The 19,583-nt window shown below is 69.4% G+C and carries 20 protein-coding genes; 9 read left to right on the forward strand and 11 right to left on the reverse strand.

From position 1 onward, the window contains the following. Positions 1-126: 126 nt before the first annotated feature. Positions 127-600, forward strand: coding sequence for an SRPBCC family protein (locus ACZYYX_RS06570; protein ID WP_463813624.1), 474 nt, complete (start codon positions 127-129; stop codon positions 598-600). Here the strand turns inward: ACZYYX_RS06570 and ACZYYX_RS06575 are convergent. The 4 genes from ACZYYX_RS06575 to ACZYYX_RS06590 all read right to left on the reverse strand — a co-directional run bounded on the left by ACZYYX_RS06575 (position 589) and on the right by ACZYYX_RS06590 (position 4,780). Then, on the reverse strand, positions 589-2,289 hold the full coding sequence (locus ACZYYX_RS06575; RefSeq protein WP_463813625.1) for a DEAD/DEAH box helicase: 1,701 nt from the start codon (positions 2,287-2,289) through the stop codon (positions 589-591). The genes ACZYYX_RS06570 and ACZYYX_RS06575 overlap by 12 nt on opposite strands. 103 nt (positions 2,290-2,392) lie before the next feature. After that, the gene (locus ACZYYX_RS06580) at positions 2,393-2,890 is read right to left on the reverse strand and encodes a cupin domain-containing protein (protein WP_463813626.1); all 498 of its coding nucleotides are present in this window, start codon (positions 2,888-2,890) and stop codon (positions 2,393-2,395) included. An 11-nt stretch (positions 2,891-2,901) separates the two neighbouring features. Continuing rightward, the gene (locus tag ACZYYX_RS06585; protein WP_463813627.1) at positions 2,902-3,801 is read right to left on the reverse strand and encodes an SDR family NAD(P)-dependent oxidoreductase; all 900 of its coding nucleotides are present in this window, start codon (positions 3,799-3,801) and stop codon (positions 2,902-2,904) included. Positions 3,802-3,880: 79 nt separating this feature from the next. Next, positions 3,881-4,780 carry an SDR family NAD(P)-dependent oxidoreductase gene (locus ACZYYX_RS06590; protein ID WP_463813628.1) on the reverse strand — a complete coding sequence of 300 codons (900 nt, stop codon included), beginning with the start codon at positions 4,778-4,780 and terminating at the stop codon, positions 3,881-3,883. A gap of 97 nt (positions 4,781-4,877) precedes the next feature. Between ACZYYX_RS06590 and ACZYYX_RS06595 the strand changes: the two genes are divergently transcribed. Genes ACZYYX_RS06595 through ACZYYX_RS06605 form a run of 3 tightly spaced genes read left to right on the forward strand, consistent with a single transcriptional unit; the run spans position 4,878 to position 7,348 of the window. Then, positions 4,878-5,432: a TetR/AcrR family transcriptional regulator gene (locus ACZYYX_RS06595; protein WP_463813629.1), complete on the forward strand. Its 555-nt coding sequence runs from the start codon at positions 4,878-4,880 to the stop codon at positions 5,430-5,432. Positions 5,433-5,474: 42 nt separating this feature from the next. Continuing rightward, positions 5,475-6,344, forward strand: a complete 870-nt coding sequence (locus tag ACZYYX_RS06600; RefSeq protein WP_463813630.1) for a cytochrome c oxidase assembly protein — start codon at positions 5,475-5,477, stop codon at positions 6,342-6,344. Beyond that, positions 6,341-7,348, forward strand: a complete 1,008-nt coding sequence (locus ACZYYX_RS06605; protein WP_463813631.1) for a VWA domain-containing protein — start codon at positions 6,341-6,343, stop codon at positions 7,346-7,348. Before ACZYYX_RS06600 ends, ACZYYX_RS06605 begins: the two co-directional genes overlap by 4 nt. Here the strand turns inward: ACZYYX_RS06605 and ACZYYX_RS06610 are convergent, their stop codons facing one another. Then, entirely contained in the window at positions 7,349-8,341 is a 993-nt protein-coding gene (locus ACZYYX_RS06610; RefSeq protein WP_463813632.1) for a VWA domain-containing protein, read from the reverse strand. It lies immediately after the preceding gene. Between the two features lie 240 nt (positions 8,342-8,581). Here ACZYYX_RS06610 and groL point away from each other — a divergent pair, with 240 nt between their 5' ends. Both groL and ACZYYX_RS06620 read left to right on the forward strand, forming a co-directional pair. Next, on the forward strand, positions 8,582-10,207 hold the full coding sequence (gene groL / locus ACZYYX_RS06615) for a chaperonin GroEL (RefSeq protein ID WP_463813633.1): 1,626 nt from the start codon (positions 8,582-8,584) through the stop codon (positions 10,205-10,207). Positions 10,208-10,351: 144 nt separating this feature from the next. Then, on the forward strand, positions 10,352-11,209 hold the full coding sequence (locus ACZYYX_RS06620; RefSeq protein WP_463813634.1) for an endonuclease domain-containing protein: 858 nt from the start codon (positions 10,352-10,354) through the stop codon (positions 11,207-11,209). A gap of 16 nt (positions 11,210-11,225) precedes the next feature. On the opposite strand, the gene ACZYYX_RS06625 is transcribed toward ACZYYX_RS06620, so the two are convergent. After that, positions 11,226-12,539 (reverse strand): MFS transporter, encoded by a 1,314-nt coding sequence (locus tag ACZYYX_RS06625; RefSeq protein ID WP_463813635.1) that lies wholly within the window; start codon positions 12,537-12,539, stop codon positions 11,226-11,228. Between the two features lie 101 nt (positions 12,540-12,640). Here ACZYYX_RS06625 and ACZYYX_RS06630 point away from each other — a divergent pair, with 101 nt between their 5' ends. Both ACZYYX_RS06630 and ACZYYX_RS06635 read left to right on the forward strand, forming a co-directional pair. Continuing rightward, positions 12,641-13,648 (forward strand): zinc-binding alcohol dehydrogenase family protein, encoded by a 1,008-nt coding sequence (locus ACZYYX_RS06630; protein WP_463813636.1) that lies wholly within the window; start codon positions 12,641-12,643, stop codon positions 13,646-13,648. A gap of 11 nt (positions 13,649-13,659) precedes the next feature. Beyond that, positions 13,660-14,472, forward strand: a complete 813-nt coding sequence (locus ACZYYX_RS06635) for an SDR family NAD(P)-dependent oxidoreductase (RefSeq protein WP_463813637.1) — start codon at positions 13,660-13,662, stop codon at positions 14,470-14,472. 19 nt (positions 14,473-14,491) lie between these two features. Here the strand turns inward: ACZYYX_RS06635 and ACZYYX_RS06640 are convergent, their stop codons facing one another. From ACZYYX_RS06640 to ACZYYX_RS06650, 3 genes are read right to left on the reverse strand one after another with little or no spacing between them, the layout of a single operon-like run. After that, entirely contained in the window at positions 14,492-15,091 is a 600-nt protein-coding gene (locus ACZYYX_RS06640; protein ID WP_463813638.1) for a TetR/AcrR family transcriptional regulator, read from the reverse strand. Next, a complete protein-coding gene (locus ACZYYX_RS06645) occupies positions 15,088-15,942 on the reverse strand; it encodes an oxidoreductase (RefSeq protein WP_463813639.1) in 855 nt (284 codons plus the stop codon). Before ACZYYX_RS06645 ends, ACZYYX_RS06640 begins: the two co-directional genes overlap by 4 nt. A gap of 56 nt (positions 15,943-15,998) precedes the next feature. Further along, positions 15,999-17,744 (reverse strand): N-acyl-D-amino-acid deacylase family protein, encoded by a 1,746-nt coding sequence (locus ACZYYX_RS06650; RefSeq protein WP_463813640.1) that lies wholly within the window; start codon positions 17,742-17,744, stop codon positions 15,999-16,001. A 22-nt stretch (positions 17,745-17,766) separates the two neighbouring features. On the opposite strand from ACZYYX_RS06650, the gene ACZYYX_RS06655 reads away from it, so the two are divergent. Beyond that, on the forward strand, positions 17,767-18,171 hold the full coding sequence (locus ACZYYX_RS06655) for a VOC family protein (RefSeq protein ID WP_463813641.1): 405 nt from the start codon (positions 17,767-17,769) through the stop codon (positions 18,169-18,171). Here ACZYYX_RS06655 and ACZYYX_RS06660 read toward each other — a convergent pair. Both ACZYYX_RS06660 and ACZYYX_RS06665 read right to left on the reverse strand, forming a co-directional pair. Then, positions 18,152-18,766: a class I SAM-dependent methyltransferase gene (locus ACZYYX_RS06660; protein ID WP_463813642.1), complete on the reverse strand. Its 615-nt coding sequence runs from the start codon at positions 18,764-18,766 to the stop codon at positions 18,152-18,154. The two genes, ACZYYX_RS06655 and ACZYYX_RS06660, sit on opposite strands and share 20 nt — an antisense overlap. Then, entirely contained in the window at positions 18,759-19,583 is an 825-nt protein-coding gene (locus ACZYYX_RS06665) for a glycosyltransferase family 2 protein (protein WP_463814828.1), read from the reverse strand. Before ACZYYX_RS06665 ends, ACZYYX_RS06660 begins: the two co-directional genes overlap by 8 nt.

Here is a 19,583-nt window from a genome sequence, read left to right on the forward strand (position 1 = left end):
CGGATGGCCGCCGCAACGGGCGGCCCGCTGCACCGACCGCCAGGCGGGGCACGTCGACAGCGGATCTGCCGAAGGCTGCCCGGGCTCTAAGCGATGACTTCCGCGACGTCGCGGAGTCTCACTGTCATGACCGACACACTGATCCTCACCACCGATGTCCACGCCGAGCCGACCGCGGTGTTCGCGGTACTCGCCGACCCCGCCAACCATCCCGCGATCGACGGGACCGGCTGGCTGAGGGAATCGCTGGATCCGGGTCCGGTGACGGAGGAGGGGCAGATCTTCCGCATCCGGATGTATCACGACAACCATCCCGACGGGTACTACGACATGGCCAACAAGGTCATCGCGATCCATCCCGACCGGACGATCGCCTGGGAGCCCGGGCAGGCCGGCGAGGACGGCACGATCGAATTCGGCGGCTGGACATGGCGTTACGATCTCGAGCCGACCGAACCGGGACAGACCCGGGTGCGCTTGACCTACGACTGGTCGGCCGTTCCTGCGCAGCTGCGCGAGCACATCACGTTCCCGCCGTTCCCGACGAGCTATCTGGAGGGCTCGATGGAGAACCTGGCGGCGCTCGCCTCAGGCCGTTAGCTCCCGCTGCAGCACTCGGATCGCCTCGATGCGCTCCTTGAGCTGATCGCGGGTGGCCGCCGCGACGGGCGGGCCGCCGCATCGGCGGCGCAGCTCGTTGTGGATCCAGCCGTGCGGCCGGCCCGTGCGGTGGTGGGCCAGCGAGACCAGCGTGTTGAGTTCGCGTCGCAACTCGCGCAGCTGCCCGTGCGTCGTCGGCGGCACCACGGCGCCTGACTCGGTGCGCTTCTGCATCTGTTCGTCCTGCCGTCGGCGCAGCAGGTCGCGCATCGCATTCGCGTCGAGCAGGCCGGGGATGCCGAGGTAATCGGCTTCCTCGTCGCTGCCGGCGGGGGTGGCGGTCCCGAACGACGCACCGTCGAAGATCACTTGGTCCAGTTCGGCGTCGGCGCCGAGGTATTCGATCTTGCCTTCGTTGTCGTCGGGCTCGTCGCGCTTCTGCTCGGCGAGCTCGGCGTCCAGCGGATCGTCTTCCGTCTCGCGGTGCGGCTTGCCCAGCACGTGGTTGCGCTGGGCTTCCATCTCGCTGGCGAGCATCAGCAGGTTCGGCACCGACGGCAAGAAGATGCTCGCCGTCTCGCCGGGCCGGCGCGAGCGCACGAAGCGCCCGATCGCCTGGGCGAAGAACAGCGGCGTCGACGCGCTGGTCGCGTACACACCGACCGCCAGCCGCGGCACGTCGACACCTTCGGACACCATGCGCACCGCGACCAGCCACCGCGACGTGTCCGCGGCGAACTGCGAGATGCGATCCGAGGCGCCCTTGTCATCGGAGAGCACCACGGTCGGCGCCTCACCGGTGATCTTCATCAGCAGGTCGGCGTACGCGCGCGCGGCGGTCTGATCGGAGGCGATGATCATGCCGCCGGCGTCGGGCACGTGCTGACGCAGGCCCCGCAGCCGGGTGTCGGCGGCGGCGATCACCGCGGGCATCCACTGGCCGGCCGGGTTCAGTGCGGTCTTCCACGCCCGCGCGGTCTGCTCGGCGGTCAGCGGCTCGCCGAGCCGGGCCGCGTGCTCCTCGCCGGCGCTGTCGCGCCACCGGGCCTCGCCGGAGTACGCCATGAACATCACTGGCCGGACCACGCCGTCGGCCAGCGCGTCGGAGTAGCCGTAGGTGTGGTCGGCCTTGGAGCGGGCGAAGCCGTCCGGCCCGGTCTCGTAGGTGACGAACGGGATCGCGCTGTCGTCACTGCGGAACGGTGTCCCGGTCAGCGAGAGGCGCCGGGTGGCGTCGTCGAAGGCCTCCCGGATCGCGTCGCCCCAGCTCTTGGCGTCACCACCGTGGTGGATCTCGTCGAACACGACGAGCGTCTTGCGGTTTTCGGTGCGCACCCGGTGCCGCGACGGGTGGCTGGCCACCTGGGCGTAGGTGACGACGACGCCGTGGTACTCCGACGACGTCTGGGAGTTCGAGTTGGAGAACTTCGGGTCGAGTGCGATGCCCTGACGCGCCGCGGCCTGCGCCCACTGGATCTTCAGGTGCTCGGTGGGCACCACGATCGTCACCGCTTCGACGGTGCCCTGGGCGAGCAGTTCGGCGACGATGCGCAGCGCGAACGTCGTCTTTCCCGAACCCGGGGTGGCGACGGCGAGGAAATCGCGAGGTTGCGCCGACAAGTACTTGACCAGCGCCCGTCGCTGCCAACCGCGAAGCGTCGGGGTGCTGGGCGCTGCATCAGCCCGCACCCACGACTCCTTTCGACCGAATCGCAGTCTAGGGCAGGCGCTTCCGCGACCGCATCCGACGCGGCGTGTTCACCTCCGGCGTGTCTGTCGACTGACCCGACCCCTACTCGACGAAGTGGTTGTCGTTCTTGACGAACCACTCGCGCCGCTCGTCGTCGGTCAGCTCCCCGAGCTGGGCCAACCCCTCGAAGTAGTGCTCCCGCGGCGCGCCAGGGGCGAACAGCATCAGCATCGTCGCGGGTTCGTCGGCCCGGTTGCCGAACCCGTGGATGCCGCCCGGAGGGACGTAGAGGAAGTCACCCGGCCCGCCGTCGGTCCACTCGCTGCCGTTGTACAGCGCCACGGTGCCGGACAGGACGTAGAACGCCTCGCTCATGCCGCGGTGGAAGTGGGGCCCCGGCCCACCGCCGCGCGGCGCGATCTGCACCCGGTACAACCCGTAGTCGCCGCCGGTGTCGCCCTGGCTGGCCAGGTAGTGGTACTGGACCAGCCCGAACGAGTCGTAGTCCGGCGGCGCGTCACCCCGCTTGAGCCACGCGCTGACCTCGGGCTGGTCGGCGGTGTAGCGAGGCGGGGGATACGGGGGGACCACCAGCGACATGGAGTCTGAGGCTAAACGGGAAAGACCACCTTCGTGAGCTCTTCGGAGACGGTCCACAGTCGGCGTTGCTGATCCAGGTCGTAGGACGGGTCACTGGAGGCGACGACGACGGGGTTGCCGCGCTGCTGGCCGATGCCGTCGGGGCCGTAGTATTGCCCGCCGAGCACGCCCGGATCGGTCGCGGCGCGCAGCGTCGGCAGGGCTCCGCGGTCGGCGGTCTGGGCGAACAGCACGGGGGCGGCGGCGAGGAACGCCCGCTCGACGGGCCGGGGCAGGTTGCGCGCGAGGTCGGTGGTCGACGTGCCCGGGTGCGCGGCGACCGCGACTGTCTTCCCGCGCGGGGCCAGCCGCCGCTGCAATTCGTAGGTGAACAGCAGGTTGGCCAGCTTGGACTGGGTGTAGGCGCCCATGCGGCTGTAGCTGCGCTCCCACTGCAGGTCGTCCCAGTGGATCGCGCCGCCCATCTTGTGGCCGTTGCTGCTGACGGTCACGATCCGGGAGCCCGGGACATCGAGGATTCTGTCGAGCAGCAGCCCGGTGAGCGCGAAGTGGCCGAGGTGGTTGGTCCCGAACTGCAGCTCGAAGCCGTCTTTCGTGGTGCCCTTGGGTGTGGTCATGACGCCTGCGTTGTTGATCAGCAGGTCGATGCGGTCGAAGCGGCTCTTCAGTGCCTCGGAGGCGGCACGGATGGAGGCCAGCGACGTGAGGTCCAGCTCCTGGACCTCGACGGTGCCGTCGATGCGGGCTGCGGCCTGGTTGCCCTTGTCGGTGTTGCGGACTGCGACGACGACCGTGGCGCCCTTGGCGGCGAGGGCCTTGGCGGTCTCGAAGCCGAGGCCGGTGTTGGCGCCGGTGATGACGGCGACGCGGCCGGTCTGATCGGGGATGTCGGCAGTGGTCCAGTTGGTCATGGGGTGAGCTCCTAGAAAGAGGGGACGGGTTCGATTGTGCTGGTTGGTCGAGTCGGTAGGGGTGGACGGGCGGGCCGCCTCAGGCGCTGAACACCACCTTTGTCAGCTCCTCGGACACCGCCCACAGCCGCCGCTGCAGCGCGGCATCGCGGGACCGCTTGCTCGACGACACGATCTCGGGGTACCCGCGGAGTTCGAAGGGTCCTGACGGGCCGTAGTACTGGCCGCCTCGCGCGGCCGGATCGGTCGCGGCGCGCAAGGTCGGAAGGGCTCCCATCGACGCGCTCTGGGACACCGCGCGGAACACCGGATCGAGCAGCGGCAAGTGCCGGCCGAGATCGGTGTTCGATCCGCCCGGGTGTGCCGCCAGCGCGGCGGTCGACGAGCCGGCGGCAGACAACCGCCGCTGCAGCTCGTAGGTGAACAGCAGGTTGGCGAGTTTGGACTGGCCGTAGGCCACGACGCGGTTGTAGCCGCGCTCGAGCTGCAGATCGTCGAAGTGAATGTCGGCGCGGATGCGGTGACCGATGCTGCTGACGGTGACGATGCGCCCGGCCGGGGCTGCCTCGATGTGATCGAGAAGCAGCCCGGTGAGAGCGAAGTGCCCCAGGTGGTTGGTGCCGAACTGGAGCTCGAAGCCGTCCGCGGTCTCCTGCCGCGGCGTGTACATCACACCCGCGTTGTTGATGAGCAGGTCGATGGTGGCGTGCTCGCTCGTGAGCTGGTCGGCGGCGGCACGCACCGAGTCCAGCGAGCTGAGGTCGAGTTGCTGCAGTGCGACATCCGCCTGGGGCGCCTCCAGTCGGATGCGGCGGACCGCGTCCTGTCCCTTGTCGATGTTGCGCGCCGCGAGGACCACAGTGGCGCCCGCGGCGGCCAGGGCCTTGGCGGTCTCGAAGCCGAGGCCGGTGTTGGCGCCGGTGACGACGGCGACGCGGCCGGTCTGATCGGGGATGTCGGAAATGGTCCAGTTCGTCATGACGTCTCCTAGAGTAGATTGAAACGGGGCGTTCGCTCCGTTTGTCGATCACTATACGGAACGCACGCCCCGTTTATCTATTCCCGAGGAGATCGTCGTGAACCGGCCCCTGCGCGCAGACGCGGCACGCAACCGTGCGCGCGTACTGGAGGTCGCCTACGAGACCTTCGCCGAGGAGGGCCTGGCGGTGCCGATCGACGAGATCGCCCGGCGGGCCGGGGTCGGCGCCGGCACGGTCTACCGGCACTTCCCGACGAAGGAAGACCTGTTCCGCGCCGTCATCGAGAGCCGCATTCGCAGCATCGTGGCCGAGGGCAGGGCGATGCTTGACGACGTCGAACCAGGTGAGGCCCTGTTCGCCTTCCTGCGATCCCTGGTTCTGCAGTGGGGGGCGACCGACCGCGGGCTCGGCGAGGCGCTGGCCGGCGTCGGCATCGACGTCAACGCCGCGATCCCCGAGGTGGAGAGCGACTTCCTGGCGATGCTCGGGGAATTGCTACGCGCCGGGCAGGACGCGGGGACGGTGCGCGGGGGGATCGGCGTCGCCGAGGTCAAGGCGCTGCTGGTGGGGCTGCAAGCCATGCAGGGCTACAACGGCGACGCCGCGACGCGCGTCATCGACGTCGTGCTGGACGGCCTGCGCGCCAGCTGACCCACAGGTCGCCTCCAGGTCTGCGGCGCATAGTGGCCGACTATGAGTGCGGCGACCGTCCCTCTGACCTGGTCGACGGCGCTGACCAGTTGGCGGTGGAGCGCCAGCGCGGCGGTGGTCGCGTTGGTCGCCGCCGTTGGCTACGCCCGCTGCTACCGGACGGCCCGCCCGTCGCTCACACGCGTGAACGCGGCCTGCTGCGCCATCGGCATCGGCCTGTTCGCCGTCGCGACCATGAGCATGGTCAGCGTCTATGCGCCCGTGTTGTTCTGGGTGCGGGCGCTACAGGTGCTGCTCCTGCTGATGGTCATCCCGTTCTTCATCGCGATGAGCCGCCCGTTGACGGCGCTGCGGGTGTCTCCTGCGGGGCCCGCCGCCCGGACGCTGCTCCACCCGGCGACGACGTCGGTGGCGATGCTCGCGCTGCCCTGGCTGTTCTATCTGACGCCCTGGTACCGCGCCGCGCTGACCTACCCGTGGGTGATGGCGCTGACCGGCGCGCTCATGCTGACCGTCGGCTTCGGCTACTTCTGCGCGCGGCTGCAGACCGATCCGGTGCCGCGCCGGTACACGCAGTTGATCTCGCTGGTCATCAGCATCGTCGAGTCGCTCGGCGACGGTGTCCTGGGCATCGTGCTGTGGCTCGGCCCGCTGATCGCGGCCGACTACTACCGCGGCCTCGACAGGCAGTGGGGTCCGACGATGCGCGTCGACCAATCCATCGGCGCCGGTGTGCTCTGGCTAGTCGGCGACGTGCTCGGGGTGTTCTTCGTCCTCGTGCTGATGAGGTTCTTCTCCGCCGACGAGACACGGCACGCGACGGTCGTCGACGCGGAACTGGACCACGCGCCGGCGACAGGCCTGTGGTGGGAGAACGACCCGCAACTGCGATCTCGGATGGGCCGGCGATGACGATCCCGCTGCTCGGCACCTTCTCGGTGCGCGGCTTCACCCACGCCTGGTTCTTCCTGGTGCTGGCCGTGGTGATCGCCCTGCTGGCGGCGTATGTCGTCGCGCAGCGCCGCAAGCGTCGCCGGGCGTTGAGGTTCGCCAACTTCGAGCTGCTGTCCTCGCTCAGCGTCCCGCCGCGCCGACGATGGCGGCACGTGCCCGCCGCGCTGCTGCTCGCCTCGCTGGCGTTACTCACCACCGCGATGGCCGGACCCACCGACAACGTCCGCGTCCCGCGCAACCGCGCCGTGGTGATGCTGGTCATCGACGTCTCGGAGTCGATGTCGGCGACGGACGTGGCACCTGACCGGCTGGCCGCGGCCAAAGCGGCGGGCAAGCGTTTCGCCGACGAGCTGACTCCCGGCATCAACCTGGGCCTGGTCGAATTCGCGGGGTCGGCGACGCTGCTGATGGCGCCCACACCTGACCATGACGCGGTCAAGGCGTCCATCGACACCCTGCAGGTCGCCGAGCGCACAGCGACAGGGGAGGGGCTGTTCACCGCACTGCAGGCGGTCGCCGCGACCGCCGACGTGCTCGGCGGCGGCGACAGTCCGCCTCCGGCGCGCATCGTGCTCGAGTCCGACGGCAAGGAGACCGTGCCCGCCGATCCCGACGAACTACGCGGCGCATTCACCGCGGCGCGCGCTGCCAAGGAACAGCACGTCGCGATCTCGACGATCTCGTTCGGCACGCCCGACGGCGCGGTCACGCTGGGCGACACGCAGGTCCCGGTGCCGGTGGATGACTCGACCCTGCAGACGATCAGCCAGATCTCCGGGGGCGAGACGTTCCACGCCAGCACCCTCGACCAGCTCAACAGCGTCTACGACACGCTGCAGAGCATCATCGGCTACGACACCGTGCCCGGGGACGCCAGCGCGCCGTGGGCCCGGCTGGCCCTGCTGATCCTCGTGGTCGCGCTGGCGGCCGCCGTCGTCGTCGACCGGCGGCTGCCGCGGTAGCTACACCGGGAGCCGGCGGCCGATCGCCAGCGCGAGCAGCGCGCCGGCCACGGCCAGCAGGCCGCCGAGGCGCAGCCAGCCGGTGCTCGCCGGCCCGCGTTCGGTCTGATAGCCGAGTTGATCGTCGATCCCGTCGAACGCCTGGTTGAGCTGGTCGACGTTGGCCGCCGAGGACGTCTGCCCGCCCGAGAGCTGGGCGACGGTCTTCATCGTCTGGTCACCGACCGGGACGGGAACCGTTTGGTTGCCCATCGCCACGTGGCCCTGCGAGGTGCCGAACGCGATGGTCGTGACGGGGACGCCGGCTGCGTGGGCGGCGCGTGCAGCGGTGTAGGCGCCCTGCGGGGCATCAGGATTGGCGGGGTGGTTCTCCTCGCCGTCGGAGAGCAGCACGATGCGCGCGGGCGGGGTCTGATCGCGCGGGCCCTGCAGGACGGCGTTGACGGTCTGGATGGACTGTAGGGCGGCGAAGATCGCCTGGCCGGTCGCGGTGCTGTCGGCAAGCTGCAGCTTGTCCAGCGCCGCGACGGTCAGGTCGTGGTCCGGGTTGGGTGCGACGAGGACTTCGGCGCTGCCGGCGAACGAGATCAGGCCCAGATTGATGCCCGGGGTCACGTGGCGTGCGTAGTCGCCGGCGGCCTGTTCGGCGGCCTGCAGGCGCGTCGGCGAGACATCGGTGGCGCCCATCGACCGCGACACGTCGATGACGAGCATCACCACGGCGCGGTTGCGCGGCACGCGGACGGCCTGGCTGGGCTGGGCAACCGCGAGGGTGAGCGGCACCAGAGCGAGGAGGAGAAGAGCGGCAGGGAGGTGCCGGAGCCGGGGCGCACCCGGCGGTGGCACCGGGGTGAACCGGACCAGCCGTCGCCGCCGTCGCCGCGCGGCGACCACGTAGACGACCAGCAGCACCGCGGGAGCGACGAGCAGCACCAGCCACCCCGGGCTCGCGAAGCCGGACAGCGACAGCGGTCCGAGGCCGGGGACAGTCACCGATCCAGGGTGGCCCGCGCGGCTGGCAGGCAGCTGTGGCCATTTCGCTGCGCGCTGAGAGCCTTGCACTCACCCAGGTCGAGTGCTAAGAATGCAGTTGGCACTCGCGACCGGCGAGTGCTAGGTCGGGACGGTGAGGCCGGGGCCGCACATTCGCGAGCACATCCCCAGCCGTCCGTCGCGGGCACTGCGCCCGACCAGCAAGACGTGCATCCCCAATCCCGGAGGAAACACTTCGCAATGGCCAAGACAATTGCGTACGACGAAGAGGCCCGTCGCGGCCTCGAGCGGGGCCTCAACAGCCTCGCCGACGCGGTAAAGGTGACGCTGGGCCCCAAGGGCCGCAACGTCGTCCTCGAGAAGAAGTGGGGCGCCCCCACGATCACCAACGATGGCGTGTCCATCGCCAAGGAGATCGAGCTCGAGGATCCGTACGAGAAGATCGGCGCTGAGCTGGTCAAGGAAGTCGCCAAGAAGACCGACGACGTCGCGGGTGACGGCACCACCACCGCCACCGTGCTCGCCCAGGCGCTGGTCCGCGAGGGCCTGCGCAACGTGGCTGCCGGCGCCAACCCGCTCGGCCTCAAGCGCGGCATCGAGAAGGCCGTCGAGGCCGTCACCGAGGGTCTGCTGAAGTCGGCCAAGGAGGTCGAGACCAAGGAGCAGATCGCTGCCACCGCCGCGATCTCCGCCGGTGACGTCCAGATCGGCGAGCTCATCGCCGAGGCCATGGACAAGGTCGGCAACGAAGGCGTCATCACGGTCGAGGAGAGCAACACCTTCGGCCTGCAGCTCGAGCTCACCGAGGGTATGCGCTTCGACAAGGGCTACATCTCGGGTTACTTCGTGACCGACGCCGAGCGCCAGGAAGCCGTCCTCGAGGATCCCTACATCCTCCTGGTCAGCTCCAAGGTGTCGACCGTCAAGGACCTGCTCCCGCTGCTGGAGAAGGTCATCCAGTCCGGCAAGCCGCTGCTGATCATCGCCGAGGACGTCGAGGGCGAAGCCCTGTCGACCCTGGTCGTCAACAAGATCCGCGGCACCTTCAAGTCCGTCGCCGTCAAGGCCCCGGGCTTCGGTGACCGTCGCAAGGCGATGCTGCAGGACATGGCGATCCTCACCGGTGGCCAGGTCATCAGCGAAGAGGTCGGCCTGTCGCTCGAGACCGCCGACGTCTCGCTGCTCGGCAAGGCCCGCAAGATCGTCGTCACCAAGGACGAGACCACGATCGTCGAGGGTGCAGGCGATGCCGACGCGATCCAGGGCCGTGTCGCCCAGATCCGCGCCGAGATCGAGAACAGCGACTCCGACTACGACCGCGAGAAGCTGCAGGAGCGCCTGGCCAAGCTGGCCGGCGGCGTTGCAGTCATCAAGGCCGGAGCTGCCACCGAGGTGGAGCTCAAGGAGCGCAAGCACCGCATCGAGGACGCCGTCCGCAACGCCAAGGCTGCTGTCGAAGAGGGCATCGTCGCCGGTGGCGGCGTGGCTCTGCTGCAGTCGGCCCCGACGCTGGACGGCCTCGGCCTCACCGGCGACGAGGCGACCGGTGCCAACATCGTGCGTGTCGCGCTGTCGGCTCCGCTCAAGCAGATCGCCTTCAACGGTGGACTCGAGCCCGGTGTCGTCGCCGAGAAGGTGTCCAATCTGCCCGCGGGTCACGGCCTCAACGCCGCGACCGGTGAGTACGAGGACCTGCTCAAGGCCGGCGTCGCCGACCCGGTGAAGGTGACCCGCTCGGCGCTGCAGAACGCAGCCTCGATCGCGGCGCTCTTCCTCACCACCGAGGCCGTCGTCGCCGACAAGCCGGAGAAGGCCGCCGCACCTGCGGGCGACCCGACCGGTGGCATGGGCGGTATGGACTTCTAAGTCCTGCTACTACGAGAAGGCCCCGGTGCGCTCCGCGCACCGGGGCTTTTTCGTGTGTCCCCAACGTGGGCTCCATGCACAGGTTTGACCCGAAAAGCGTGCGGGAGGCCCACTCTCGTCGGGGGTGGCCACGACGGTCGGCGGATGGAACCATTCATCGGCAGCGTCGCGGTCCGCGACGGCCGCCTCACCCGTCGCGCACTGGCCCGTCATCACCGCCCCGTCTTTCGCGACGTCTACGTTCCCAAGGACGTCGAGCTCACCGCGCAGAGCAAGGCGCATGCCGCCTGGCTGGCCACCGGCGCTGTCCTCGCCGGAACTTCGGCGGCCGCCGTCCCCGGAGCCAAGTGGTTCGATCCGAGCGCGCCCGCGGAGATCGTGCGAGCCGACCGCCATGCGGCGCCCGGCATGATCGCGCACTCGTGGGCCCTCGCGCCCGGCGAGACGTGTCTCATTGCAGGAGCCGATACGACGACGCCGGCACGTACCGCTTTCGACATCGGCCGCACCCGTCCGCCTGACGAAGCCATTCCGCTCGTCGACTCGCTGATGAGAGCCACTCGCGTCTCCACGGCGGAGATCGCGGCCGAGGCTGCGGCGCATCCCGGCGTTCGCGGCGTGGCGGGCATACCGGGGATGCTCGAGCTTGTGGATGGCGGTGCGGAGTCGCCGCAGGAGACCCGGGTGCGGCTCATCCTGGTGCGCGGTGGACTGCCGTGTCCGAAGACCCAGATCGTGTTCAGGGAGCTTCGTATCCGGGTCGACATGGGGTGGCCGCAGTGGAAGGTCGCGGTCGAATACGACGGTGTTCAGCACTGGAGCGACCGGCGCCAGCGCTCGTGGGACATCGACCGGCTGGTGTTACTCGAGAGGGAAGGCTGGGTGGTGGTGCGGGTCAGCAGCGACATGCTGAGGCGGCCCGAGGTGATCATCGAGCGCGTGCGCGCCAAGCTGCTCCAGCGTGGGGCCTGTGTACAGATTTCACGCGGATCCCGTGCATAGGGCCCACGGTCGAGTATCAGAGCTGCTGCAGCGGCGTCGGTTTCAGCGCCAGCGTCGCCGCCACGCTGATCACCGCGGTCAGCACCAGATAGCCGCACGCCAGCCACGGCGAGCCGCCCGCCGCGCCGATGAGCGCGGTCAGGATCAGCGGCGTCAGACCCGAGGCGAACACCCCGGACAGTTGATAGACCGTCGAGAGCCCCGTGTAGCGGATGTGGGCCGGGAACAGCGACGCATACAGCGAGCCCTGCGCGCCGTAGAACAGCGCGTGCACGACGCCGAACACCACGAGCATCCCGAGCGCGTACAGCGCGATGTCGCGCGTGCCGAACAAGGCGAACACCGGGAACACCGCGATCCCGTAGGCGGCGATGCCGATCGTGTAGATCCGCTTCGGGCCGTAGCGGTCGGCGAGCAGACCCGACACGGGCAGCAGCACCGCCATCAGCAGAGCGGCAGCGGTGACGGCGATCAACACCGGCACCTTCTCCAGCTTCAGCGTGCCGGTCGCGTACGCGATCGCGAAGACACCCCAGGTGTTGAACGCCGCGCCTTCACCCCACCGCGACAGCATGCCCAGCACGGTCGAGCGCAGCACCGGCGGGCGGAACACCTCGCGCACCGGTACCGCGGCGCGATCGTCGCTGTCGCGGACCTTCTCGAAGGCGGGCGTCTCGCTGGCCTTCAGCCGCACCGCGACGCCGAAGATCACCAGCACGATGCTCAACAGGAACGCGATGCGCCAGCCGTACGCCAAGAACGCGTCGTCGGGCAGCGCGATCTGCAGGAGAGCGAAAACGCCTGTGCCCAGCGCCAATCCGAGTGCGAGACCGACCTGGGGGATGCTTCCGAACAGTCCGCGCCTGCGTGCCGGGCCGTGCTCGACGGCCAGTAGCACCGCGCCCGCCCACTCGCCGCCCAGTGCGAAGCCCTGCACGATGCGCAGCAGGAGCAGCAGGATCGGGGCGAGCACGCCGATCTGCGCCGCGGTCGGCAGCACACCCATCAGCGCGGTCGCCGCACCCATCAGCAGCATGGTCAGCGCCAGCGTCTTCTTGCGGCCGATGCGGTCACCGATGTGACCGAACACGAATCCGCCGATCGGCCGTACGACGAACCCGACCGCGAACGTCGCGAAGGACAGCAGGGTCCCGACGAACGTGCTCTGGTCGGGGAAGAACGCCCGGTTGAAGACCAGACTGGCAGCCGTGGCATAGAGGAAGAAGTCGTACCACTCGATGGTCGTCCCGACCAGGGACGCCCACAGCGCCGTGCGCGCCGCGGGCGTCACGGGCTCGGTCGCCGAGTCGGTCGGGTCGATGACAGTCATGAGGATCCATCAGCGCACGTCGCGGCCGCGCCGGCGAGGGTTACGCGCGCGCTGATCCCAACCTCGGATGAAAACGGGCCGCTTCTGGGTTCTTGACGGGCATGGACACGATGACTGCGATCGGCGCCTTTGCCGCGGATTCGATCGAGGACAGCCTGCGTGACGTCACCGTCGCGGTGCCCGAGCTGAAGCCCCGAGATGTGCTGGTTCGGGTGCTCGCCGTGTCGGTGAATCCGGTCGACGTGAAACAGCGGGCGGCTCTGACATCGTCGGCGGAGCCGAAGATCCTGGGTTACGACGCGGCCGGTGTCGTCGAGGCGGTAGGCCCAGAGGTGACGACGCTGTCGGTGGGCGACGAGGTCTGGTACGCCGGTGACATCACCCGCGCTGGGAGCAACGCCGAACTGCAGGCCGTGGACGAGCGCATCGTGGCCCGGAAGCCGTCGTCGCTGTCGTTCGCGGACGCCGCCGCGCTGCCGCTGACGACGGTCACCGCGTGGGAGTCGCTGTTCGACCGGTTCGGGCTCACCGCTGACTCGACCGGCGATCTGCTGGTGCTCGGCGCCGCCGGAGGCGTGGGCTCGATCATGATCCAGCTCGCGAAGGCTCTGACGCAGGTTCGGGTGGTCGCGACGGCCAGCCGCGACGAGTCCCGTGCGTGGGCGCAGCGGATGGGCGCCGACGTGATCGTCAATCACCACCGCCTGCGTGACGAGACGCTCGCGGCGGTGCCGGAGGGCGTCGACTACCTGTTCTCGCCGCATTCGGCGGGCAACATCGAGGTCTACGAGGCGATAGTGAAGCCGTTCGGTCACATCACCGCGATCGACGAGCCGCCGGGCCTTGACCTGGTGGGCTTGAAGGCGAAAAGCATTGCGTGGCACTGGGAGCTGATGTTCACCCGGGCCATGTTCGAGACCCCCGACATGATCGAGCAGCAGCGGCTGCTGGCCCGCGCGGCGGATCTGGTGGATCAGGGCGTTGTGAGGACGACGGTCACCAAGACCATCAGCGATTTCTCGGCGGCCGGGCTGGCCGAGGCGCACCGCGACGTGGAGTCGGGCCGGATGACGGGCAAGGTCGTGCTCGCCCGGGTTCGCACACCGTAGGTTCTCAAGACATGGCCCTCCCCCGCCCGTCCGAGACCACTACCGCCGTCGTCACCGGAGCCTCCTCGGGCATCGGCGCCGACCTGGCCCGCGAACTGGCCGCCCGCGGGTACGGCCTGACCCTGGTCGCGCGCCGCGAGGACCGGTTGCGCGAACTCGCCGACGAACTGTCCGGCCCGGTTCGGGTCGAGGTCATCGGCTGCGATGTCGCCGACCCGGCCGCGCGCGCCGACCTGATGGACGAGGTCGCCCGTCGCGGCCTCACGATGGACATCCTGGTCAACAACGCCGGGATCGGCACCATCGGCCCGGTGGTCGAATCCACGCCGGATGCCGAGATCCGTCAGGTGCGGGTCAACGTGGAGGCGGTGATCGATCTGACCACCCGTGCGGTGCAGCAGATGGTGCCGCGGGGCCGCGGGGCGATCCTCAATGTCGGCTCCACGGCCGGCTTCCAGCCGTTCCCCGGACAGTCGGGATACGCCGCGACGAAGGCGTTCGTGCGGTCCTACACCGACGGCGTGCGCGGTGAGCTGGCCGGCACCGGCGTCACCATCGGCGCCCTTCACCCGGGGCCGGTGCGCACCGAGTTCCTCGAGACCGCCGGCATGGACGAGCGGACGTTTGCTGCGGCGTTCCCCAAGTTCCTGTGGATCCCGTCGCGCACCGTCGCCAAGAAGGGGATCGAGGCACTCGAGAGCGGGCGCAGCGTGATCCCCGGCTGGCAGAACGAGATCCCCGCGCGGGTCTTCGAGGTCATGCCGCGCCGCCTGCTGCTACCCCTGCTGCGCAACCAGCATCCGGCGCTGAAGCGGTCGACCTAGCCGGGCCAGAGCCGCGGGATCAATCGCGTTGCGCTGTGCGCCACCAGATCTCGGTGCACGACAGCCGTGCGCGTTTCAGTTCGGCGGTGGAGACCCGGGAGGCCTGATAGAAGTTGCGCTCGATCATCCAGCACAGCGCCCGCGCCAGGGCCGACGCCTGGTCGGGCCGGCTGCCGGGCGGCACGCCGAGGTGTTCGAGGATCGCGGCGATCGCCTGGATGAACAGGTCCGCGGTGGAGTTCCACAGCGCATCGATCTCCGGGATGGTGGCGGCCAGATCGATCGCGGTGCGCATGACCACGCCGTGGTCGCACCACAGTTGTTCAGTACGTCGCATGGCGGCCTCGATGGCCGGCCTACCGCCGGCGGCGTCTTCGGCTGCCGCACGGGACTTCTCGTGCAGGATCGCCACGGTGCGGGCGAACAGCGCGGTGATCACCTCGGGTTTGGAGCCGAAGTAGAAGTACAGCGCGCCACGAGTGATCCCGGCGCCTTCGGCGATCTCGGCGATGGTCATCGCGTCGTAGCCGGTTGTCTCCAGCAGGCGTTCGGCCGCGTCGAGGATCGCGGTCTCCCGGAGATCGCCTTTGCGCGGTGCGTCGGATCGTCGTCGGGTCAATTGGCGGCGATCTGATGTCCGTCGGCGAAATCAGTGCTGCGCGAGAGGGTTTCCCACGTCTCGATATCGGCGTCGACCGCGCGTCGTCCCGCGGTCACCAGGCGCAGCGCGTCCGAGCCGAGCACCAGGTGTTTGGGCGGGGTGGCGGCGTCGACAATCGCCAGCACCGCGGCGGCCGCCTTCGCCGGGTTGCCGAGCTGGTTGCCGCTGGCCGCCAGCCGCGCCGTGCGGATCGGTTCGAACACTGCGTCGTAGTCGTCGATGGTGTGCTCGGCGCGCACCATCGAGCGGCCGGCCCAGTCGGTCCGGAAGGAGCCGGGTTCGATGGCGGTGACGTGGATGCCGAACGTCTCGACCTCCTTGCCGATGCTTTCCAGCAGACCTTCGAGGGCGTACTTGCTGGCGCAGTAGGCGGACAGCCCCGGCACCGTCATCAATCCGCCCATTGATGTCACCGCCATGATGTGCCCGCTGCGGCGCCGGCGCATCGACGGCAGGAGGGCCTGGACGGTGGCCGCGGCTCCGAAGACGTTGGTCTCGAACTGGTCGCGTAGCTGCGCCAACGGGGTCTCCTCGAAGACGCCCTCGAGGCCGTATCCCGCATTGGCGATCGCCACGTCGATCGGGCCGACAGAAGCTTCGACCTCGGCGACGGTGGCGAACACCGCGGGCTCGTCGGTGACGTCGAGGACGCGTCCGTGCGCTCGGCCCGGGGCCAGTTGCTCGAAGGGCGCCACATCGGCCGGCTGACGGACGGTTCCTACGACGGTGTGCCCGGCGTCCAGCGCGCCCACCGCGAACGCACGACCGAGGCCGCTGCTGACACCGGTGATGAAGAAGATCTTGGTCATGCCACCACCGTACGCACGAATCGACACGACGTCGATTTTTCTACACGCAACGTCGACTAGCGCGGTGCCTGCCGCCGGCCCCGGATCAGCGTGCCCGGGCGGGCGTCGGTCGGCACGCCGTTCTCGGCGATCACCTCACCGGAGACGACGGTGGCGACGTAACCGTCGGCGCTCTGGTCGAGTCGGCGGCCGCCGGCCGGGAGGTCGGCGACGACGACGGGCCGATGCAGCCGCAGCCCGGCAGCGTCGATCACGTTCAGGTCGGCCTTGTAGCCGACGGCGATGCGGCCGCGATCGGCCAGGCCCGCCACCTCCGCCGGCGCCGAGGTGAGTTCGCGGACCGCGTCGGCCAGGGTCAATCGGCCCGTCGGTCGGTCCCGCACCCAGTGCGTCAGCATGTAGGTGGGAAAACTTGCGTCGCAGATCATTCCGTAGTGAGCGCCGCCGTCGCCGAGGCCGAGGACGACGTCGTCGCGGCGGATCAGCTCGGCGACGGTGTCGAGTGAGCCGTCGCGGAAGTTGGCCAGGGTCACCAGCAGCATGGCACGGCCGTCGTCGTCGAGCAGGCGGTCATAGGCTTCCTCGGCGGGGCTGACGCCGCGGACCTGCGCCCGGGCGCCGATCGAATCCGACTGTGAAGGTTCGTAATTGGGCGGATCACCCAGCGGGAACATGTAGTTCCACGCCTGTGCGGCGAACATCAGCGGATGCCCGTCGGCGGCCGGTCGATCATTCAAAATACGTTCGCGCACGTCGGGTTTCCGCATCTCGGCGACCCGTTCTGCGAGCGGCAGGTCCGCGATGGCCTGATACGACGGGTACATCACGAAGGGGTTGCCCGAGAGTTCCAGGCCGAGTACCAACCCGATCGGGCGCGGGAAGATCTGTGCGCTGATCCGGCCGCCGTCCCCGTTGGCCTTCTCCACCATGCGCAGCGCGTCGAGGTAGAACGGGTCACCGGCGTTGCCGATGGCGAGCGTGAACGTGACGGGCAGCCCGACGTCGGTGGCCACGTCGAACACGGTGCGCAGTGCCGGCTCGTAGTCACCGGCCATCAGGTCGGGGACGAACTGGATCAGACCGCCGCCCGCGTCGTCGACGCCGCGCGCGATCGCCTCGATCTCGGCATAGCCGGCGTCGTAACTCGGGATGGGGTGCCCGCTCTCGGATTTGTGCAGCGTCAGCCGCGACGACGCGAATCCGATCGCCCCGGCCTGCACGGCCTCGGCCGCCAGCTTGCGCATCATCGCCAGATCTTCGGGTGTGGCCGGTTCGCGGTCGACGCCGCGGCGGCCCATGACGTACACGCGCAGCGGAGAGTGCGGCAGGAATGCGGCCACGTCGATGTCGTGTGGCCGGGCCTCGACCGCGTCGAGGAACTCGGGGAAGGTCTCCCAGTGCCAGGGCAGCCCGTCGACCATGACGACGCCGGGGATGTCCTCGACGCCGGCCATCACGTCGACGAGGACATCGTGATCGGCCGGCCGGCACGGTGCGAAGCCCACGCCGCAGTTGCCCATCACCGCGGTGGTGACACCGTGCGCCGATGACGGGGTCAACCGATCCGACCAGATCGCCTGACCGTCGTAGTGGGTGTGCAGGTCGACGAACCCGGGCGTGACGAGCAGGCCGGTCGCGTCGATCTCCCGCGCCGCGGGTCCCTCGACGGTGCCCGCCTCTGTGCCGACCTCTGTGTTGATTTCGACGATGACGCCGTCCCTGACCGCCACGTCGGCGACGAACGGTTCGCCGCCCAGACCGTCGACCACGGTGCCGCCACGAACGATCAGGTCATATGTCATAGCTCGAATGTACGGTGATGGCGTGATCGACCACTTCGGAATCAACTGCGTGCACTGGGAAGAGTCGAAGTCGTTCTACGACAAGGTCCTCGGGGTACTCGGGTACACCAGGCAGATGGACATGGAGGTCGCCATCGGTTACGGCGCCGACGGTCATCCCTCGTTCTGGATCGGTGATGCGTCTGTCGGCGATGTGTCGGGCCCGAACCGCGAGATGCATCTCGCGTTCGTGGCGAAGGACGCCGAGGCGGTGCAGGCGTTCTACCGGACCGCGCTCTCGCTCGGGGCCGAGCCGCTGCACGAGCCGCGGATGTGGCCGGAGTACCACGACAACTACTACGGGGCGTTCGTGCGTGACCCCGAAGGCAACAACGTCGAGGCCGTGTTCCACGGCAACGGTCCGGCGGTCATCGGTCCGCCGGCTTGAGCCAGCGCCACTGGCCCTTGGACCACGGGTGTGCACCGTCGAGGGTGTCGGCGACGGCCTGCACCACCCCGGGCCACTGCCACTCGTCGTAGTCGTCGCCCGAGAGCCAGCCGCCGGGGCGGACCTTCGGCAGCCATGCGGTGATGTCGGCGCGCACGCTGTCGTAGTCGTGCCGGGCGTCGAGGTGGACCCAGGCCAGTGACTCGTCGGCGAACAGCTGGGCCGCTGCCACCGAATCGCTGATGAGGAGTTGCACCTGATCGGCGGCGCCGCAGGCGATGAGATTGCGGTGCAACAACCCGGCCAGCGTGCCGCCCCCGTGGCTGACCGCGGGCCCGTGGGCGTTGGTGCCGCCCCGGCCCTCGGGTCCGCTGCCGCGGGCGGTGTCGACGCCGACGATCACCAGGTCATGGTCGCGGGCGAGTTCGGCGAGTGAGCAGAGGCTGCGGCCCAGGTAGCAGCCGACCTCGACGATGCGGTCGCCGGGACCGAAGGTCGCGACGGCTTCCTCCTGCCCCGAGCGCCACTGGAACCACCCGGGGATGTCCTCCCAGGACCGCACCGGCGCGTCGAATCCGGCCATCGGATCAGGCATGTGTCGTCCTCTCGGTCATCTCGATCTGATCGCCCCGTCGCGTGATCAGGCCGTCGCGTTCGAACGCGTCCAGCCAGCCCGCCATCGGCCACCGCCCCCACCGCCTGCGGAAGACCCGCGCGTTCGCGATGATCTCCGCGACGTGTTCGACGGGCGGATCGGAGACCGGGTGGTGCTGGTGGTACGCGTGCGCGCCGCCCACCCAGATCAACGGAATACCCAGTGCCGCAGCAGAAGACGCAACATCGGTGTCCTCCCCGCCGTAGCCCACGTAGTCCTCGCAGAAGCCGCCGAGGCGAGCCCAGGTGCCCGAGGAGCAGGCGAACGACAGTGACCAGAAGAGGTCGTGGTTCGGTTCGGGCTGCAGCACGCCCGGGGGCGGCGCCGGCCGTGCGGGATGCGGATCGGTGAGCTCGTCGAGCCGGTCGAGCGAATAGCCGCCGGGGGAGGGCGGCAGGTACGTGACGGGCCCGCAGAGCAGTGCCGGCCGGTCGACGCGCGGGTGCGCCGCGAGGTACCGGCCGATCAGGTCGCGGCCGGGGATGCAGTCGACATCGAGGAAGATCAGCAGCTCGGCGCCGCGGTCGAGCGCTGCCCGGGCGCCGATGTTGCGGGCCCTCGCGAGCGGGAGCGCCGCAGGATCAGCGGCGCATTCGACGACGTGGGCGTGGGGGCCGGCCAGCGTGGCGACTACCGGGTCGGCCATCGCGACCACGATGCGGTCGTGCGGCGCGGGAAGGCATTGCGCCAACCCCGCCTCCTGGGCCTCGACGTGTGCGTGACGGCCGTGGACGATCGTGATCACCGCTGCCCGCAG

It is taken from the genome of Mycobacterium sp. IDUB_1 (assembly GCF_055419625.1).

Coding starts and splice junctions, on each gene's coding strand:
- ACZYYX_RS06625 (WP_463813635.1), bottom strand. CDS start 12,539: ATGACTGTCATCGACCCGACCGACTCGGCGACCGAGCCCGTGACGCCC.
- ACZYYX_RS06600 (WP_463813630.1), top strand. CDS start 5,475: ATGAGTGCGGCGACCGTCCCTCTGACCTGGTCGACGGCGCTGACCAGT.
- ACZYYX_RS06585 (WP_463813627.1), bottom strand. CDS start 3,801: ATGACCAACTGGACCACTGCCGACATCCCCGATCAGACCGGCCGCGTC.
- ACZYYX_RS06620 (WP_463813634.1), top strand. CDS start 10,352: ATGGAACCATTCATCGGCAGCGTCGCGGTCCGCGACGGCCGCCTCACC.
- ACZYYX_RS06650 (WP_463813640.1), bottom strand. CDS start 17,744: ATGACATATGACCTGATCGTTCGTGGCGGCACCGTGGTCGACGGTCTG.
- ACZYYX_RS06570 (WP_463813624.1), top strand. CDS start 127: ATGACCGACACACTGATCCTCACCACCGATGTCCACGCCGAGCCGACC.
- ACZYYX_RS06580 (WP_463813626.1), bottom strand. CDS start 2,890: ATGTCGCTGGTGGTCCCCCCGTATCCCCCGCCTCGCTACACCGCCGAC.
- ACZYYX_RS06645 (WP_463813639.1), bottom strand. CDS start 15,942: ATGACCAAGATCTTCTTCATCACCGGTGTCAGCAGCGGCCTCGGTCGT.
- groL (WP_463813633.1), top strand. CDS start 8,582: ATGGCCAAGACAATTGCGTACGACGAAGAGGCCCGTCGCGGCCTCGAG.
- ACZYYX_RS06660 (WP_463813642.1), bottom strand. CDS start 18,766: ATGCCTGATCCGATGGCCGGATTCGACGCGCCGGTGCGGTCCTGGGAG.
- ACZYYX_RS06635 (WP_463813637.1), top strand. CDS start 13,660: ATGGCCCTCCCCCGCCCGTCCGAGACCACTACCGCCGTCGTCACCGGA.
- ACZYYX_RS06605 (WP_463813631.1), top strand. CDS start 6,341: ATGACGATCCCGCTGCTCGGCACCTTCTCGGTGCGCGGCTTCACCCAC.
- ACZYYX_RS06590 (WP_463813628.1), bottom strand. CDS start 4,780: ATGACGAACTGGACCATTTCCGACATCCCCGATCAGACCGGCCGCGTC.
- ACZYYX_RS06630 (WP_463813636.1), top strand. CDS start 12,641: ATGGACACGATGACTGCGATCGGCGCCTTTGCCGCGGATTCGATCGAG.